At 60.6% G+C, this 16,391-nt stretch carries 15 protein-coding genes; 3 read left to right on the forward strand and 12 right to left on the reverse strand.

Annotation, left to right across the window (positions count from 1 at the left end; all coding sequences use genetic code 11):
- From FNJ47_RS35630 to FNJ47_RS35670, 9 genes are all read right to left on the reverse strand, one after another.
- Positions 1–322: enoyl-CoA hydratase-related protein (locus FNJ47_RS35630; RefSeq protein ID WP_175068464.1), on the reverse strand; the 322-nt coding region annotated here is incomplete at its 3' end.
- Between the two features lie 64 nt (positions 323–386).
- A complete protein-coding gene (locus tag FNJ47_RS35635; protein ID WP_163160569.1) occupies positions 387–1,607 on the reverse strand; it encodes an acyl-CoA dehydrogenase family protein in 1,221 nt (406 codons plus the stop codon).
- 263 nt (positions 1,608–1,870) lie between these two features.
- Positions 1,871–2,836, reverse strand: a complete 966-nt coding sequence (locus FNJ47_RS35640) for a 3-hydroxyacyl-CoA dehydrogenase NAD-binding domain-containing protein (protein ID WP_163160570.1) — start codon at positions 2,834–2,836, stop codon at positions 1,871–1,873.
- 1 nt (position 2,837) lies between these two features.
- Positions 2,838–3,752, reverse strand: coding sequence for a 3-hydroxyacyl-CoA dehydrogenase (locus FNJ47_RS35645; protein ID WP_236000284.1), 915 nt, complete (start codon positions 3,750–3,752; stop codon positions 2,838–2,840).
- Between the two features lie 183 nt (positions 3,753–3,935).
- Positions 3,936–6,371: a PAS domain S-box protein gene (locus tag FNJ47_RS35650; protein ID WP_163160572.1), complete on the reverse strand. Its 2,436-nt coding sequence runs from the start codon at positions 6,369–6,371 to the stop codon at positions 3,936–3,938.
- 60 nt (positions 6,372–6,431) lie between these two features.
- Positions 6,432–7,337, reverse strand: coding sequence for an AraC family transcriptional regulator (locus tag FNJ47_RS35655; RefSeq protein WP_163160573.1), 906 nt, complete (start codon positions 7,335–7,337; stop codon positions 6,432–6,434).
- A 112-nt stretch (positions 7,338–7,449) separates the two neighbouring features.
- Positions 7,450–8,355, reverse strand: coding sequence for a helix-turn-helix domain-containing protein (locus FNJ47_RS35660; RefSeq protein ID WP_163160574.1), 906 nt, complete (start codon positions 8,353–8,355; stop codon positions 7,450–7,452).
- Positions 8,356–8,572: 217 nt separating this feature from the next.
- Complete coding sequence (locus tag FNJ47_RS35665; protein ID WP_163160575.1) at positions 8,573–9,472, reverse strand: helix-turn-helix domain-containing protein; 900 nt, start codon at positions 9,470–9,472, stop codon at positions 8,573–8,575.
- Between the two features lie 171 nt (positions 9,473–9,643).
- Positions 9,644–10,015, reverse strand: a complete 372-nt coding sequence (locus FNJ47_RS35670) for a helix-turn-helix domain-containing protein (RefSeq protein ID WP_163160576.1) — start codon at positions 10,013–10,015, stop codon at positions 9,644–9,646.
- A gap of 245 nt (positions 10,016–10,260) precedes the next feature.
- On the opposite strand from FNJ47_RS35670, the gene FNJ47_RS35675 reads away from it, so the two are divergent.
- Positions 10,261–12,945, forward strand: coding sequence for a winged helix-turn-helix domain-containing protein (locus tag FNJ47_RS35675; protein ID WP_163160577.1), 2,685 nt, complete (start codon positions 10,261–10,263; stop codon positions 12,943–12,945).
- A gap of 13 nt (positions 12,946–12,958) precedes the next feature.
- Here FNJ47_RS35675 and FNJ47_RS35680 read toward each other — a convergent pair whose 3' ends face one another.
- A complete protein-coding gene (locus FNJ47_RS35680; protein WP_163160578.1) occupies positions 12,959–13,330 on the reverse strand; it encodes a response regulator transcription factor in 372 nt (123 codons plus the stop codon).
- 86 nt (positions 13,331–13,416) lie between these two features.
- On the reverse strand, positions 13,417–14,043 hold the full coding sequence (locus FNJ47_RS35685; protein WP_163160579.1) for a response regulator transcription factor: 627 nt from the start codon (positions 14,041–14,043) through the stop codon (positions 13,417–13,419).
- Between the two features lie 366 nt (positions 14,044–14,409).
- Between FNJ47_RS35685 and FNJ47_RS35690 the strand changes: the two genes are divergently transcribed.
- Complete coding sequence (locus tag FNJ47_RS35690; protein WP_163160580.1) at positions 14,410–14,895, forward strand: helix-turn-helix domain-containing protein; 486 nt, start codon at positions 14,410–14,412, stop codon at positions 14,893–14,895.
- A gap of 133 nt (positions 14,896–15,028) precedes the next feature.
- Here the strand turns inward: FNJ47_RS35690 and FNJ47_RS35695 are convergent, their stop codons facing one another.
- Complete coding sequence (locus FNJ47_RS35695) at positions 15,029–15,343, reverse strand: hypothetical protein (RefSeq protein ID WP_163160581.1); 315 nt, start codon at positions 15,341–15,343, stop codon at positions 15,029–15,031.
- Positions 15,344–16,084: 741 nt separating this feature from the next.
- Here FNJ47_RS35695 and FNJ47_RS50630 point away from each other — a divergent pair.
- On the forward strand, positions 16,085–16,391 hold a 307-nt coding region (locus FNJ47_RS50630; protein WP_206685383.1), incomplete at its 3' end, for a hypothetical protein.

Below are 16,391 nucleotides of genomic sequence, written 5' to 3' on the forward strand. Positions count from 1 at the left end.
TCGCCGCGATCACGGGCTTACCGAGATTTTCGACAAGGCTCAGAACCTCCTGGCCGAAGCGGCTCGATTCCTCAGCCTCATAGGCGTCGGCATGGGCGAGCTCTCCGATGTCGGCGCCGGCAATGAACGCCTTGTCGCCTGCACCGGTGAGGATCGCACCATGAACTGCGCCGTCCTCCTTCGCATCGAGGAACGCCTTCCGCAAATCGATCCAGGTTGGCGTATCGAGCGCGTTGAGGACCTTCGGCCGGTTGAGGGTCACGTAGGCGATGCCGTTTTTCTTCTCGTAAAGCACGTTATCCAGCGCCAGCCGGTCCGCCATGATGGTCTCCGCTTTGAAAAAGGCGGGCGGAGTGGTCTCTCGCCCGTTCTGATACGGTCAGATGTCAGATGAAGGCGCTGATGCCGGTGATCGCCTTGCCGACGATGAGGTTCTGCATCTGGTAGGTGCCCTCGTAGGAGTAGAGCGCCTCGACGTCGGCGAAGAATTTGCCGACATTGTAGTCGGCGACGATGCCGTTGCCGCCGAGCAGCTCGCGCCCCCACGCGACGGTCTCGCGAGCCTTTGCCGTGCAGAATGCCTTGGCGAGCGCCGCATGGTGGTCGCTGAGCTTGCCTTCGTCATCGAGCTGCGCCAGGCGGAGCATCATGCATTGGCACGCCGTGAGATTGCCCAGCATCTTGGCCAGCAGGTCCTGCACCAGCTGGAACGATGCGATCGGCTTGCCGAACTGCTGCCGGCTCTGCGTGTAGGCGAGGGTATTCTCGAATGCGCCCATCTGGGCACCCGTCGACGCCCATCCGACCATGTAACGGGTCATCCGGAGCACGCGGGCGGTGTCGCGGAAGGAATTGCCACCCTGCAGCCGGTTGGATTCCGGAATGCGCACGTCGTTCAACGTGATCTGTCCGTTCTGCACCACCTTCAGCGCCATCTTGTGCTCGATCTTCTCGACGCTGAAGCCCGGCGTGCTCTTGTTCTCGACGATGAAGCCCTTGACCTGGTTGTCGGCAAGGTCGCGCGCCCAGATGATGGAGAGATCGCACCAGGGAGCGTTGCCGATCCAGCGCTTCTGGCCGTTCAGGATCCAGGAATCGCCTTCGCGCTTGGCGGTCGTGGTCAGTCCGCCACTCGCGCCGGAGCCGATGAGGGGCTCGGTCAAACCGAAGCATCCGATCTTTTCGAAGCGCGCCATCTGCGGCAGCCACTTCTGCTTCTGCTCCTCCGAGCCGTCGAGGTAGATCGAGCCCATCGCAAGGCCGCTGTGGACGCCGAAGAATGTGCAAATCGATGGATCGACCCGCGCCAGCTCCATTGCGACGTAGCCGAACTGCTTCTGGCTTCCGCCGGCGCAGCCATAGCCTTCATAGCCGAGGCCGCCGATGCCGAGTTCCTTGAACGACGGCAGCAGCTCGAACGGAAAGGCGTCATCGGACCAGTATTTGCTGATGATCGGCTTGACCGTGGTCTCCATATAAGCTCGCACCTTCTTCACCAGCGCGATTTCATCGGGGTTCAGCAGTTCGACGAGCTGGTAGAAGTCGCCACTCGGCGCCGGCAGCGCCTTGGGCGCATCGGCTTGGCGGGCTGCAGCGGCGGTGACCATCTTGGGATCTCCCTGGCACGACGTTTGAAGCGGAAGCGCTAAGCGACGCACCTGATGCATCGCTCGGGTTTCGCGGTCGAGTGTGCCGGGCGTGACATTCCGGTTCTTGAAGCCGCTTGCCGTTCCGGGGACGTTTTTGCGTTGTTGTGGCCAGCACGCCTGACGTGAGCGAGGGGCATGCTTCAAGCAAAATCGCCTCCAGACGCCTTGGCGCCGGAGGCGAAGTCGGCAGGATCGGGAAGCGATCGCGCGAAGCGGGCCGGCTAGGCGACTTTCGCCTGGTTGGCCTTGCTCACCTTGTTACGCATCTCGATCAGCCCGAGCAGGATTTCGTCGCGCTCGGCGGCGAGTTCATCGATCGAGCGGGGGCCGACTTCCGCGTGAACGCCGTCGATCAGCTTCTTCTGGATCTCGGGCGTCAGTTCGGGCGAGCCCAGCACCTTCCACCACGCCGTAATGGGACCGGTGAACTGCTGGAAGAAATGCTCGATGCCGCCCTGGCCGCCGCCGAGATGATTGAGCATCAGCTGGCCCATGATGCCCCAGCGCAAACCTGGTCCCCAGCTCAAGGCAGTGTCGACGTCGGAAACGCTGACGACGCCGTCGGCAACGAGGTGGTAGACTTCCCGCGCGAGCGCCGCCTGAAGCCGGTTGGCGACATGGCCCGGCACCTCCTTGTTGAGGCGGATCGTCCGCTTGCCCATCGCGGTATAAAACTCTGCGGCCCGTTGAATCGTCTCCTCGGACGTCTTGGCGCCGCCGACGAGTTCGACCAGCGGGACGAGGTGCGGGGGATTGAAGGGATGCCCGATCACGCAACGCTCCGGGTGCGCCGGGCAGGCCGATTGGATCTCGCTCATGGTGAGCCCGGACGAGCTCGATGCGATGATCACGTCGGGTGGGAGCAGTTCGTCGAGCTGCTTGTAGAGCGTTCGCTTGAATTCGATCTTCTCCGGGCCGTTTTCCTGGACCAGGTCGGCATTCTTCACCGCACTCACCAGTGCGGCGGTGAAGGTGAGCTTGTTCTGTGTTGCGCCGGGCGCGAGGCCTAATCGTTGCAGCGCCGGCCAGGCCGCTGCAACAAAGCGCCTGAGGGCCGCTTCCGCGTCCGGCGCAACGTCGGTCGCCACGACTTCGAGGCCGTTGGCCAGGAAGAGGGCGGTCCAGCTTGCGCCGATGACGCCCGTGCCGATGACAGCAACCCGGCGAATGGGCTTGTGCTGTGACATATCATTTCTCCTTCGGGATTTCGGCGTAGGCGATGCCGGTAAGGTTGCCCTGAGCGTAGAGGAAGTTGCGTTCGCCCGATCCATCGAGGCGCGCCGAGTACATCGAGCCGGCGAAATCGGTCACGAACATGCGATCGTTGGGTACATCGAGTGCAATACCGATCCCTTCCATCAGGTGCGTCACCACGATCTCCGGTTCCGCCGGCTTGTTGTCGATCGAAGCTCTGTTGACCGTATTGCCTCGCGGAGGGTCGCCGCGGTCGGTCCAGTACAGCATCCGATTCCTGACATCGAGCTCGAGGTCGATCGGCTCGGGAAGGCGATCAAAGAACACTTCGATATCAGTACGGTTGGCCGGTGTCTCGCCGTGGGGGATCTCGAGGTTGGCGCAGAAGATCCGCCCCCGGCCGGCATTATCTGGTCCCTTCTGGGTCCAGTAGATCTTGTTGTGTGTGGGGTCGATCGCGAGGCCGACGCACCACCTGGTCTGGTCGCGGCGATCGGCATCGCCATGTCCGGACTCGATCAGCGTCTCAAGCCTTGAGCCATCGAGGTTGGCTCGCATAAGTCGCATTCCTTCGCGATCGCACCAGTAGAGCTTGCCGGCCTTCTTATCGAGGATGATCTGCTTGGGGGTGAAGGTGCCACCTTGGGCCACGATCGTCTTGCGATTGCTGCCGTCGAGATCAGCGCGCTCGATCGAGCCGTCGTTCAGGTTGGGAACTCCCATATTGGTCCAACAGATATGGCCTGCCTCGACATCGACGACGATCCCGTCGGGATGACGGCAACCGGTAACAATGGTCTTCTTGTCCGAGCCGTCGACATTGATCGAATGGATGCAGCCAGCATTCAATTCGAGAACGAAGAGGCGGGCCGTGGTCGCCGGTGCGTCTGCGTGTGGCGCTGATTTCAAGACCGGCTCCGGCATGTGTCACCTGTGTGCCTGTTGCGTCCGACACGGGACAAAGCTCGATCCGCGTCAGAGGTCAGAGTGCGTCAGGTGTCCAATGCCATATTGGATGGGATTGCGACGTCTGGAACGGATTTGCGCTTCTTGCGACCACGCCGTCGGCAGTGTGGACTTCCTGCGAAATGCCTATTGCAAGGTTCTATCGGCGGCCGGGAGCGTGAAGAAGAAACGGGCTCCACCATGAATGCTGCCGTTGTCGACTCCTATTCGCCCTCCGTGTGCTTCGATGATCGAATGGCAGATGGAAAGCCCCATGCCCATACCGCCTTGCTTGGTCGAGAAGAAGCTTTCGAACAGGCGGGGCAGGTGGTCCGTTGCAATTCCCGGACCGCTGTCCTCCACGCTACAGCGCAACGCGCCGCCGTCCAGGCACGATGTTCGAACCGTGATCCGGCGCTCGACGGTGCCGATCTGTGCCATCGCCTGCATCGCGTTGACCGCGAGATTGACGATCACCTGATGCAGCAGGGTCCGGTCCGCAAGAACCTGCGGCACTTCCGGCGAGAAGATGTGCGACACGGTGACCCCGCGCCATTCGACCTCGTGGCGGAGGAACTGCAATGCCTCGAGGATCACGTCGTGCGGGGACATGAGCACGCGTTCGGGCACCCGGCGCGCTGCCATCGCCCGTATCCGGGCGATGATGTCGGCCGAGCGCTGTGCGTCCGCGAGGCTGCGTCGGATCGCGGCGTTGACCTCGTGCAGATCCGGCTCAGGTCGATCGAGCCAGCGTAGGCCGGCCTCGCAATTGGTCGCGATGGCGCCGAGCGGCTGGTTGAGTTCATGAGCGATCGAAGCGGTTAACTCACCAAGCGTCGAGACACGTGCGGCGTGAGCGAACTCGATCTGAAGGCGTTCCAGCGTCTCCTGTGTTCGAACCAGATCCGTCAGTTCGACGAGACCGGCCAGGGTTACGCCAAACTCGGTACGCGCGGCGGTCAGGAGCACATCTATCAGGCGGCCGTCCAGCGTGACGAGTTGTGACTTTTCCTCGAACAGGGGATCGTCGTTGAAGCGGCTTTCCAGGATTCTCTCCATCGTATCGGGCCGTTGCTTGAAGAAGCGGCCAACCGATCCGAGCAATTCTGCCTGACTGCTGGCTCCAAACATGCGCACCGTCGCCTCATTAACCTCTTCGGCGACGATGACGTCCATTGCGCGTTGGAAAAAATCGGAATGGTCAGCGAGGTATGAAGGGAAGTCGGAGACGCCGGTGGCCTTCAATTCATCGAACATTTCCATCAGGCGCCGCACATCCAACTTCCATAGGGAAATCGGCATGAACTTGAAGAGATGGCGATAGCGGAGCTCGCTTTTCTCAAGAGCATCGTAGGCGATCTTGCGCGGCGTTACGTCCATGACTGCGCCGACCAGCTTGATCTGCCCTGTCTCGTCGGTTGAGGGACTGCCGACCACGTGCAGCGTCTTGGTCGATCCGTCTGGGGTCCGCAAACGATGCTCGATATCAAAAGGTACCTTGTGCGCGATCGCCCGATCCAACGCCGCCCTGACCCAGTCGCGATCCTCGGGGTGGATCCGCTGAAACGCCAAATCGAGGGTTGGCTTGATGTCGTTATCGTACTCGAAGAGGCGAAAAGTTTCCTCGGACCACGTCAGTTCGCCTGTCGTGCTGTCCCAGCCGAAACTGCCGGTGTGGCTGAGCCGCTGGGCCTCCGACAGGTATGCGGCCTGGCTTTCGCGGAGCGCTTCTTCAGCGCGCTTGCGGGCAGTGATGTCGGTATTGCTCTCGAGGGCGCCAATCGAATTGCCCTTGAAATCGCGCCGCAAGATCCACTTGCTTTCAACAAAGACCTTGGCGCCGTCTCTGGTTGTCTGAATGAGCTGGCCTTCCCAGCGCCCGGCGCGTCCAGATGCCTCGAGAATTTCCCCCAATGGAGCAGGGTAAACGGTTTTCAAGAGGACGTGTGCTACCTTCCCGATGGCCTCGTCTCGCTTCCACCCGAATAACTTCTCCGCGCCCCGGTTCCAGTAGGTAATTACGCGGTCGACGTCGAGGACCAGGATTGCATCGGGTGTCAGGTCGAGCAGATGGGCTTGCTCGTGCTGAGTCTCGCCAAACCGGCGCGCACGTCGCACCAGTGTTGTGATCACCAACGATGTCGCGACGAAGGTGACGAGAGCAACGATGTCTTGCGTGCTCGAGATATCAAATGAATAGAGGGGGACCATGAAGAAGTAGTCGAGACAAGCCACCGAGATCAGTGAAAAGATCGCCGATGTGACGAAGCTGTCCATCAGCGAAAGCACGACGATGATCAGGAGGTAGGCCAGGACCGCCGTGCCTGGCCGGTCAAAAATCTCTAGCCTAACCATTCCCCAGGTCACGGTAACCATCAAAACGATGCCGACGGCCCAGAGCTTGCCGAGATAGCGGATGTGCTCCTCGAGCGACGGTTTCGCCCGCGGGACCACGACACCTTGATACCCTTTGTTGTTGAGAAGGGCTTTCACAAACTCTGAGATGAAGCTCTTCGGCGCGTCCTGGCTCGTGGCCAACGGCTCGTAAGCAATCTTTGGATCGGGTTGCTTGAGATGCTTCATGCGTCTTGCTCGTCGCTGCCCCTGGCTGCTAACGGCTGACCGGTTAGGACCCGGCTCGGATTATCGTTGCGTCCATGCGGTCGGATGCAGGCCGGTCACGCGTCTGAAGGCTCGTATCAGATGAGCCTCATTGGCAAATCCAGAGGATTTAGCGACTTCGTTGAGACTGGCTGCCATTTGTCGGCTCAGCAAGGCCTTAGCCTGCTCGACGCGGTGCTGTTGCAACCATCCATGGGGACTGACGCCGGTCGATCGACGAAATGCTCGCAGGAAGGCTCCGGTCGGAAGTCCACATTCTCTCGCGAGGTCGGATACAAAAATGTCGCCGTTCAGCCGGGAGGCCAGGATCTCCTTGACCCGTGCCTCTTGCCAGGAGGCGAGCGTCACAATGGTGGAGGGAGAGAGGTGCGCTCTTACACCATAAGTCTTCAGGGTGTGCGCCGTCGTCGCGATCGTCAGATGATCCACGAAAAGAGGGGTGGCCTCGTCGGGGCGCTGAAAAGCCGGCAGCAAGGCAGCGCCGAGACCTGCCAATGTTGCGTCCCTGGTGCCGAGGCCAGGCCGATTATTGAATTCGTCGATCCGGCCGCAATCTTCCATGTCCGCAATGGCGTCGAGTGCCGCTCGAGGCACGTAGAAGTGTAGCGAATGGAAGGCGCTTATGCTGTTGGCGACCGGGCTTGATCGCAAATCGTAGATGCAGATGGAGCCGGGCTGCAGGTGGCTCGTCGGCACCTGCCGGTCATCGATAAACAAATCATGCCTCGGGCAGTCCCGGAGCTGCAGCGTGATCAGAAAGGCGTCTTCTCGCGGGATTGGAGCGGTCAGGCCGTGATCGTGAAGATCGCATTTGATCTCGGTAACGGCGATCGTGGATTTTTGCAGGGATCGGGTTACGAAAGCAGGTGCGCGCTCGAGCTGAAAAACATCTGCAAGCCGCTGACCATAGGCGCCCAGTTCGGTCATCTCTGCTTTCCCGATAAAGGTGCAATGCTGCTATTTGCCTCGGCTTGCGGGAAGAGGATTGTCAAAATCCCGCAGGCTTTGACTGAATCAAGCAAGAACGGAGAGGGCCGCATCAGTCCAGGGTTCGCCGCCATGCGCCTGGGCTGATGCCTGCTAGTCGAGAGAAGACGCGCGTGAAATGGCTTTGATCACCAAACCCACAGGCGAGGGCGATCTCGGAGAGAGTGATCTGGCGGTCACGCAGCAGGTGCTTGGCTTCCTCCACGCGATGCCGCAGCAGCCATTGATGTGGCGAAAGGCCCGTCGACTGCCGAAATGCGCGCGCGAAGTGGCTTGCTGAGAGCCCGCAGTCGGCCGCCAGATCCGCCAGCGAGATGTCGCCGTGGAGGTTAGCGGCAAGAGCATCCTGCGCCCGCCTCAATTGGCTCGGCGCCAGACCTCCGGTCGGCGGCCGAACGGCCGAGATCATGCCTCCGTATGTCTTGGCGACATGAATGCCGACCGCCAACGTCACGTGATCGACAAAGACGCGGCTGGCCTGGTCGGGCTTCTCAAAAGCGGGAATGAGCGAGGAGGTCAGGGCGCGCATGACGGGATCGTCGATACCAACGCCTGGCTCATAGCGGAGCTCGGCGATGCGGTTTGCCTCTGCATTGTCTGCGATGATGTTCAGTGCGGTCCGGGGAAAATAGAAATGGACGCAGTGACACGCCTTGTTGATATTGAATTGCGGGCTGCGCTTGAGGTCGTAGAGCGTGGTAACTCCCGCCTTGAGGGACGTAACGGGAGCGGCGCGGTCGTCCTCGAAGTACTCGTGAACCGGGTAGTCGACGAGATGATGCCCGATCAAATACGCATCCTCGCGCACGAGCGGTGCGGATATGCCATGCTCCGGATTGTCAGAACGAAGCTCGGTGACCGCAATATCGGTGGTACGAAGCGAGCGTGAAACGAATACAGTTGCCTTCGCTCGTAGCCGTTCGCCGAATCTTTCGCCGTAGCCACTGCTGTCCTGCATCCCAAGCCTCCGTCGCTTGAGTGCCGCCTGGCCGGTAGCGATGGTCACCGACCCGTCGCACCGAAACTGCCGTTGCACCCGTAGTCAACTCAGCCAAGGAAGACGTTCGACTCGTCGTGGTCCGTGGCTGGTTTCCCGTAGATTGACGGAGCCATTCAGCCGGCGATTGAAGAAAATGCGCGAGAATTGTCGATTCCGATCATTTGTCCGGACAATCCTAGTCGCAGTTGCGGCGCCAGGCTCCGGGGCTGATGCCCGCAAGGCGGGCAAAGACGCGCGTGAAATGGCTCTGGTCGGCGAATCCGCATGCGAGCGCTATATCCGACAGCGACAGCTTGCGGTCGGGCAGGAGGCTCTTCGCCCTGTCGACCCGGTGTCGCAATAGCCACTGATGCGGCGACAACCCGGTGGATTGTCGGAACGCTCGTGAAAAGTGACTGGTCGAAAGGCCGCAATCGTTCGCGAGATCCGCGAGCGAGATATCGCCCTCGAGATCAGCTGCCAGCGTTTCCTCCACACGTCTCCTCTGCCAAGGCGCAAGGCCGCCCTGGGTCGGCCGGGCAGGCCGCATTCCGCCATAGATCTTGGCGGCATGTGTACAGGCTGCCAGAGTGACATGTTCGACGAACAGGCGGCTTGCCTGCTCGGGATGCTCGAAAGCCTGTCGTAGCGAGGCGACCAGGCCGCGCATGACGATGTCGTCGACCCCCGCGCCTGGCTGGTAGCGCAATTCATCAATGGGCTTTGCCTCGCTACCTTCCGCGACAAGTTCGAGGGCCGATCGGGGGAAGTAGAAGTGAACGCTATGAAACGGGTTATTAATTACAAATTGCGGACTGCGTTTCACATCGTACAGCACGGTGTCGCCGGTCTTCAGCGACGTTACATCGGCAATCCGTCCGTCCTCGAAGTATTCGTGAGCTGGATAATCCCGCAGCATGACCGCGACGAGAAATGCATCGTCATGCGAGAGCTGACCTGAAAGCCCGTGCTCCGGGTTGTCAGCCCTGACTTCGGTCACGGCGATGCTGGTGTTGCTAAGCGATCGGACGAATGACGTGGCGCGGGCCCGCAATCGGTCGCCGAAAGCTTCGCCGTAAGCAGTGCTATCTTCCATGACCGGCCCCGTCGACTTCCATGTCGTCAGGTGCCCGATCGGAGTAACCAGCGGGCCGGCTTCCGTTCGAGCAGTCGTGCGACAGAAACAGCTATTTACTCACCGTCATACCGCAGTTGTCTTTACCGATCGTGCTCTCGTTCGTTGATCTCCGTTGGAGCGCGTTAGCTATCATCTTCGGCCCTTGCCATTCTTACGGAATGCGCCTGGAGGTGCTCCGAACGCGCGGGTAAAGGCCCTCGTGAAGCTCGATTGTGAAGAAAAGTTGCAGATCAGGGAGACTTCCGCAAGCGTTTCGTTCCCCTCGATGAGCAGCTGCTTTGCTTTCTCCAGGCGGCAACCTCGCACAAATCGGTGTGGCGATTCGCCCGTCGCCTTCCGGAAAGCCCTCGCGAAATGAAATGGGCTCAGATTCGCAACATCAGCCAGATCCTTGAGACGAATTGGATTGTGCAGGTTGGCATCGATAAACTGCATCACTCTGCGTAGGCGTTGATCATCGAGTGCGGGCGACGATGGCGCTCTATCGTCGGTAGACGGCATACCTGCCTCGCCTGGCGGCCGAAGCCGCCCAGTTCAGACGTTCTTGCGCGATTGCGCGGTGGCAAAGCAACTTTTCACTCTCCAGTCGTTGATCAATGACCTGGGAGGTGAGTTAGGCCGTGCCGCGCGGATGCGGGATCACGGAGAACCGTGAATAGCTGGCCACGGACGCAAACGCCTGCGTTGACAGCGGAAAATTGCCATCGCAGCATTCCTGACACGCCACACGAGGCCGGGAGCGCCGGATGCCGTCTTCCCACGAGAGTTCGACGGCAGGCTTGCGCAGAGCACGCTTCTCGCCGCCGCGCGCGCCGGCCGTCATGGTCGAGCGGGCTCGTCTGGTGTCCCAGATCGACGAAAGCAACGCCCAGCTCACGCTGATCTGTGCGCCCGCCGGATTTGGCAAAAGCACGCTGATGCAGCAATTGCGCCGGCATCTCGAGGCGCGCGGCTTGGGTACGATCTGGTTGGCGGTCGAGCCCGCCGACAACGACCTCGGCCACCTTGTGCAATCGCTCACGACGGCCGTCGAGGGTGTGCTTGGAGGACCAGCGCAAAGTCCGACCCCGGGACTATATGCAATTAGTGCCAAACCATCGCAGGGCGGGGCGGCGGAACTGATCGAGCGCCTGTCCCTCTCCGAGATGCCGGTCACCTTGTTTCTCGACGATCTCGAACTGATCGTCGACCGGGAGGTGTGGGCATTTGTGCAGCGACTGCTCGCCAATCTCGACATGCATCATCGCATGGTCGTTGCCAGCCGCGTCGGGCCTTCGCTGGCGCTTGGCCGGATGCGCGCGCATGGTCAGCTTCTCGAACTGGACCACGGAGAACTGCGATTCACGCCCCAGGAGACCGAGACGTTTCTTGCGCGGCAGAACGTCGGCGCGCCACTCATTCGAGCACTGCAGCAGCATACCGAAGGGTGGCCAGCCGTTCTGCAGCTTGCGGCCGTGGCCATCGGCGGTATCCGTGGAGCGGATGCCTTGCGGTCGATCTCTGGGACGAGTGACGGCATTGCAGAATATTTGGCACAAGAGATTCTGGATAGCCGGTCGGCGCCGCAACGCGATTTCCTCCTGCGCTCCGCTTCGCTCGGCCAGTTTTGCGCGGAGTTGTGCGACGCAGCGTTGGAGCGATCCGACAGCGATGAGATGATCGCGCAAATTATGCGCGACAATCTTTTGCTTACCCCGATCGATGCTCAGCAGCGATGGTATCGCTATCATCCAGTGCTCGCCGATTTTCTTCGTTCCCGCCTGGCTCACGGTACCAAAGAGGATCTGATCCGGCTGCATCGACGGGCGGCGACCTGGACGGCCGCACATGGCTTCATGAGTGAGGCCTTTACGCATGCTCTGGCTGCCGATGATCAGGCGCTCGCGGCCGATCTGCTCGAGGCGTCCGCAATGGACAATCTCCATTCGGGCCGCGTGGCTGACACCGCGCGTGCGATCGCAATGCTGCCCGATACGGAGGTGTACCGTAGGCCGAGATTGCTTCGCGCCGCCGCGTTTGCCGCGATCTTTGCGCACCGCTATGACGCGGCCAGGCGGTACATGGACATCATCCAGCAGATCGATGATCGGGCGATGAAGGACGACGAAACCGTCGCGATGCATCTGATGCTGCTCGGTTGGACCGACAGTATCCCCGACCTGCTTGGCGCGGTCGAGGAGCTGCGGGCGAAGGCGAACCGGTTCGGTCAATTCACCGCAGGATTGGTCGGCAATGCCAGGGCGTTCTGTCACATCGCGCTCGGTGAGTATGTTGAGGCGGAGCGCGACCTGACGCAGGCGCGGCAGGCGTGCGAACCGATCGACGCTCTCTACGTCCTGAGTTACAGCGCGTGCTTCGCCGCCGCGATCGAGCTAAATGTTGGACAGTTGGCCGTTGCGCGCGCGGCTCTGGAGACTTCCTTTAATCGCACGATCGACGGAGGCCAGCGATACGGCAGTGCCGGTGCGGTTGTCGCGACCTATCTGGCGGAATGTCTTTATGAAGCCAACGAACTTGACGCCTGTCAGACCCTCGTCGACGACTACATGCCAATCGTGGTCGAGACTGGACTGCCCGATCATCTGATCACGCTTCATCGCATTGCGGCACGGCTGGATTTCCTCCGCGGACATGCGGACGCTGGTCATGCCGTGCTGGTTCGTCTCGGCGAAATTGGCGCGCGGCGAGGCCTGCGCCGGTTGACCGCCGTGGCCTGGCTGGAGCGCTCCTATGTGGCGCTACGCAACAAGGATATTGAAAGCGCGCGGCGTGCACTTGCCAATGGCCGCGATATGACGCTCTGGAAGAGCATTGGCGCCTTCAACCCCCATGCCAACGAAATTGATGACGTCGAGATCGCGGACTTCCGCATGCGCCTGGCAACAGGCGAGGGCGGTCAGGCGCTGCCAGATGTCCGTGCTGAACGGCAGGCCGCGGAATCCGCCGGGCGTCGGCGCCGGGCATTACGACTCCTGTTCCTCGAATCGCTGGCGCTTGATGCGGCGGGCCACTGCCACGACGCCGACGCTGCGTTCGATCAGGCGGTTCTGCGGGCGACGGAAAACGGAATGGTTCGTGTGCTGGCCGACGAGAGTTGGATCGCAAGCTCACTTGCCCTCCGCTCTACCCTCACAGGCAAACCTCATATAGTAGCCTTGCTGCGCGAGCTGGGGGAGTCGCCGGTCCCGCCGACGGCCTCGGAGCGCCGGGATACGTCGAGTGCCCAGGCGGGCAAGGCGAGCCGCCTGACCACAAGAGAAGTCCAGATCTTGCGGCTTGTCTGGAAGGGAAGCTCGAACAAGGCAATCGCCCGCGCACTTTTTTTGTCCGAGAACACCGTCGAAACGCACCTGCGGCGCGTCTTTGAGAAGCTTGGGACTCGCAATCGTACGCAGGCGGCTGCGGTTGCGCATGAGGCCGGCGTCATATGATGGCGTGTCCGACCTAGCGGCCGCCGATTGCCTTCTCAAGGCAGCCGGCGAGTGTCAGTGCGTCCAGCGGCTTGCGGAGAAAGCTAGCCGCGCCGCTTTGCCGGGCGTTTTCTTCGAGATCTGGTTCGGCTCGCGCAGTGATCATGATCACGGGCAAAGCTTCGTAACGCAAGCGGAGCTGCTTTTTGAGCTCAAATCCATTGATGCCCGGCATCTGGATATCAGTGATCGCACACGCAAATTGTCCAAGCTCGCTGGACTCGAGGAAGGCGTCGGCCGAAGGAAAGACGCGCACATCGTACCCCAGTGACCGGACCAATCCGGCGAGCGCGTCGCGCATTGAGGGATCATCGTCAACGATCGAGATCAGATGCCGCGGCGCCATCGTTCAGCTCCCATGGAGCCAGCTGCAAGCAATTCCCGCTTGCGTCAGGTGGATCCACCGGATGGGTGTCTCAGGTTTTCCGCTCATCAGGGGCGGTCTTTCAATGCGTCCGCCATGCGAACGAGGTCAGCCAGCGACCGGGCTCCCATCTTCCGCATCGCTGCGCCGCGGTGGATTTTGACGGTGACCTCGCTCAATCCGAGCTCGGCCGCGATCTGCTTGTTCAATTTGCCTGCGGTCACGAGAGCCATGACCTCACGTTCTCTCGGCGAGAGTGTCGCGTGCCGGTCGAGGACAGCGACTGCCTGGGTCTCGCGGGCCCGCTGCAACCGATCACGATTGATGGCTGCCGTGACCGCGTCAATCATGTCCTGCTCGCGAAACGGCTTTGGCAGGAAGTCGACCGCGCCCGCCTTCATGGCGCGCACCGACATCGGGATATCGCCATGTCCGGTCATCAGGACAACCGGCAACCTGATCCCCAAGCTCACGAGCTCCTCCTGGAAGTCGAGCCCGCTGATGCCGGGAAGGCGAACGTCGAGCACGATGCATCCCGGCCTGTCCAGCCGATCGGCCTTCAGGAATTCATGTGTCGAGCCATAGGTTCGTGCGGTGAGGCCTACCGAGCGAATCAGGCTGTCGAGCCCAAAGCGCTGCGATTCGTCATCGTCGACGATATGCACAACAGGGATATCGCCCGACGCCTGGGGCATCTCACAATCCACCCAGCAACTGGATCGCAATCCACTGCAGTATCCTTACCACGGCTCGCTCTCCCTGCATCATCACACAAAGGTATGATCGAGGTCCCGCCTGGGGCTTCGTTGCGGGACTCATCGACGAGGGTCAGTAGCACAAGGCCGCAGCCTTCCGAGCTCAGGGTTTTGGACGAAACGCGCATGCGTTTTACGGATCGATCATTTTTGCCGGACCGCGGCCATACCTAGGTGTGATGCGATCAGTCTCAGGCACGATTGGCGCAACGAGATCCGCTGATCATCCTCCCTGTACGACAAGCCATCGTCACGAAAGCGAAGGCGATAGAGACGACGACAAGCAGACCGAGAGGGGATCGAAACATGTTCAAATCATTGGGCGAACGAGCAGGCGAGTTTCCTATGCTGATGTCGTTTGCGTCGGCTGCAGAAGATGATCCCGTATCCACCTTACCGAGAAGGCTCACCACCATTGCGGTCGATCGAGATACTACGGGAGTATCTCCGAGCTATATCCGCGGTGGATTGCCGCCGCGGGTCTTGCGTCGCGTTCGCGAGCACATTGACGCCAATATCGAACAGCGTATCAGCGTCGAGGCGCTTGCCAGGCTCGCAGACCTTTCTGTGTGGTACTTTGTTCGTGCCTTCAAGCAGTCCGTTGGCGTGACGCCGCATGACTATCTGATCCGGCGCCGGGTCGAGCGGACGATGAAGCTGCTTTCCGACACTGATCTGTCCCTTTCAGAGATCGCGCTGGCCGCCGGCTTTGCAGATCAGAGCCATTGCGCGCGGCGTTTCCGCCAGCATGTCGGAATGTCACCGCGCGACTATCGATGGTCGATACCGTAGGGCTCTGCCGAACGTTCCTGGGGCGATCTGGTAGACGCCTACAGGTTGAGGTGACCGCGTTTGTAGCTCGCACCAACGGCGGAGTACCTTGGCTCAAGCCGGCAGCGCCGAGCGCTACCAAGACCCGATGGCTTCAGCCACCGCAGCGACTCGCCAGCGCATTGTTGAATGCATCGATCTCGGAATCGAGAAGCTCGAGGTCGCGCTGACGGTCATTCCCGTGAGCACAGTTCGCAGCTGCCTGGCGGGCGGTCACCAATTCGTAGAACGAAACGGCGTAAGCACGGCACACCTTGTCGGTGTCAGTTGAGGGCGGCTGGCTTCGCGCCGCTGCCAGACGGCTGCGGGATGCGGCAATATCAGTGCTGGAGATGCACTCTGAAGCTACTGCAAGAATCGGCGTTAGGTTCAGCAGGATAGAAGCGAGGAGAATACATAATCTCGTCATCGGAGCGGCTCACGATTTGATAGATCGACTAGAGCCTATCGTTGTAGCCAATCGTTTTCGCGCATGGCCTTGCGGCTAATTGAACGGACTTGCTGCCGATACAATGGTGTCCGATTTGTCATTGAGTTGTCGGATCAGTACTTCGCGACAAGATACGACAAGAATGGATCATCGCATTCGCCGGAGGGGCCGCCCTTACCCCTTCTGCAGTGGGGAAGCAGTAGATGCTGAGATCAGACACGGGGATTTCTACGCGATCGCCTGGCACGAGGCGATGGCCGAAGTTGCGTCATGACGTTGTCCGAGCGGCGAGCGTGAAGAAATCGGCAGGCTGCCATCATGGTCGCAACGCGACCGTGGATTTTGACCGTAGCTTACAATCTTACCAAGGGCCGCTGGGCAAAGAACGCTAGCATTTGTAATGGCTTCTTGCATCACCTTCGGAGGATGGACGTTCCGCGCAGGCCGTAAGAGTGAGCAGCTACCAAAATGGCTACACCGGTCCGCTTCATTGTTCACGATCGATAACGTCCAATTATCATAAGCTGTGTACCGGCATGAGTAGGCCACTCCGCTTACAGGCCACGCTTATTCCGGCATTCCAAGCAGCTTCGATCAGTTCGGCAATCGTCCAATGGCGATTGGCAACCCCCAAGCGCGACCGCTGGGGGAGTGGCCTCTAGCGCCTCATTCGTTCCCTGTAATGGGCAACGTACAGCATTTCGGTTGGAGTTCGTGTCTTTGGGCACTGTCGCTGACGGAACGAGACAACCGCGCCTGTCCGGGGCCCGCAGACGTCAAGGTGGTGGACGGCTCGAACTTGAAGGGGCACACCGACAAGCACTAGACAGGCACCGCTCCGTCATCGACGAAGACCGCCAAGCCGTACCAACTACCGAAGTCGGATTTCCGAACGGTGTTCTAGCACTACTTTGGCAGATTGTGTTTTCGCCGCTGTTTTTCGCGGATTTGCTTTCGGCAATATGGGCATTGCTGAGACGGCGGCCGAAGGATGAGATCGACGATGGCGTGACGTACTGCGGGCATG

It is taken from the genome of Bradyrhizobium uaiense (assembly GCF_010811875.1).
GTDB lineage: Bacteria > Pseudomonadota > Alphaproteobacteria > Rhizobiales > Xanthobacteraceae > Bradyrhizobium > Bradyrhizobium uaiense.

Bases quoted from the DNA above. Each gene is read 5' to 3' on its own strand.
- FNJ47_RS35635 (WP_163160569.1), bottom strand. From the start codon at position 1,607: ATGGTCACCGCCGCTGCAGCCCGCCAAGCCGATGCGCCCAAGGCGCTG.
- FNJ47_RS35640 (WP_163160570.1), bottom strand. From the start codon at position 2,836: ATGTCACAGCACAAGCCCATTCGCCGGGTTGCTGTCATCGGCACGGGC.
- FNJ47_RS35650 (WP_163160572.1), bottom strand. From the start codon at position 6,371: ATGAAGCATCTCAAGCAACCCGATCCAAAGATTGCTTACGAGCCGTTG.
- FNJ47_RS35655 (WP_163160573.1), bottom strand. From the start codon at position 7,337: ATGACCGAACTGGGCGCCTATGGTCAGCGGCTTGCAGATGTTTTTCAG.
- FNJ47_RS35660 (WP_163160574.1), bottom strand. From the start codon at position 8,355: ATGCAGGACAGCAGTGGCTACGGCGAAAGATTCGGCGAACGGCTACGA.
- FNJ47_RS35665 (WP_163160575.1), bottom strand. From the start codon at position 9,472: ATGGAAGATAGCACTGCTTACGGCGAAGCTTTCGGCGACCGATTGCGG.
- FNJ47_RS35670 (WP_163160576.1), bottom strand. From the start codon at position 10,015: ATGCCGTCTACCGACGATAGAGCGCCATCGTCGCCCGCACTCGATGAT.
- FNJ47_RS35675 (WP_163160577.1), top strand. From the start codon at position 10,261: ATGCCGTCTTCCCACGAGAGTTCGACGGCAGGCTTGCGCAGAGCACGC.
- FNJ47_RS35680 (WP_163160578.1), bottom strand. From the start codon at position 13,330: ATGGCGCCGCGGCATCTGATCTCGATCGTTGACGATGATCCCTCAATG.
- FNJ47_RS35685 (WP_163160579.1), bottom strand. From the start codon at position 14,043: ATGCCCCAGGCGTCGGGCGATATCCCTGTTGTGCATATCGTCGACGAT.
- FNJ47_RS35690 (WP_163160580.1), top strand. From the start codon at position 14,410: ATGTTCAAATCATTGGGCGAACGAGCAGGCGAGTTTCCTATGCTGATG.
- FNJ47_RS35695 (WP_163160581.1), bottom strand. From the start codon at position 15,343: ATGACGAGATTATGTATTCTCCTCGCTTCTATCCTGCTGAACCTAACG.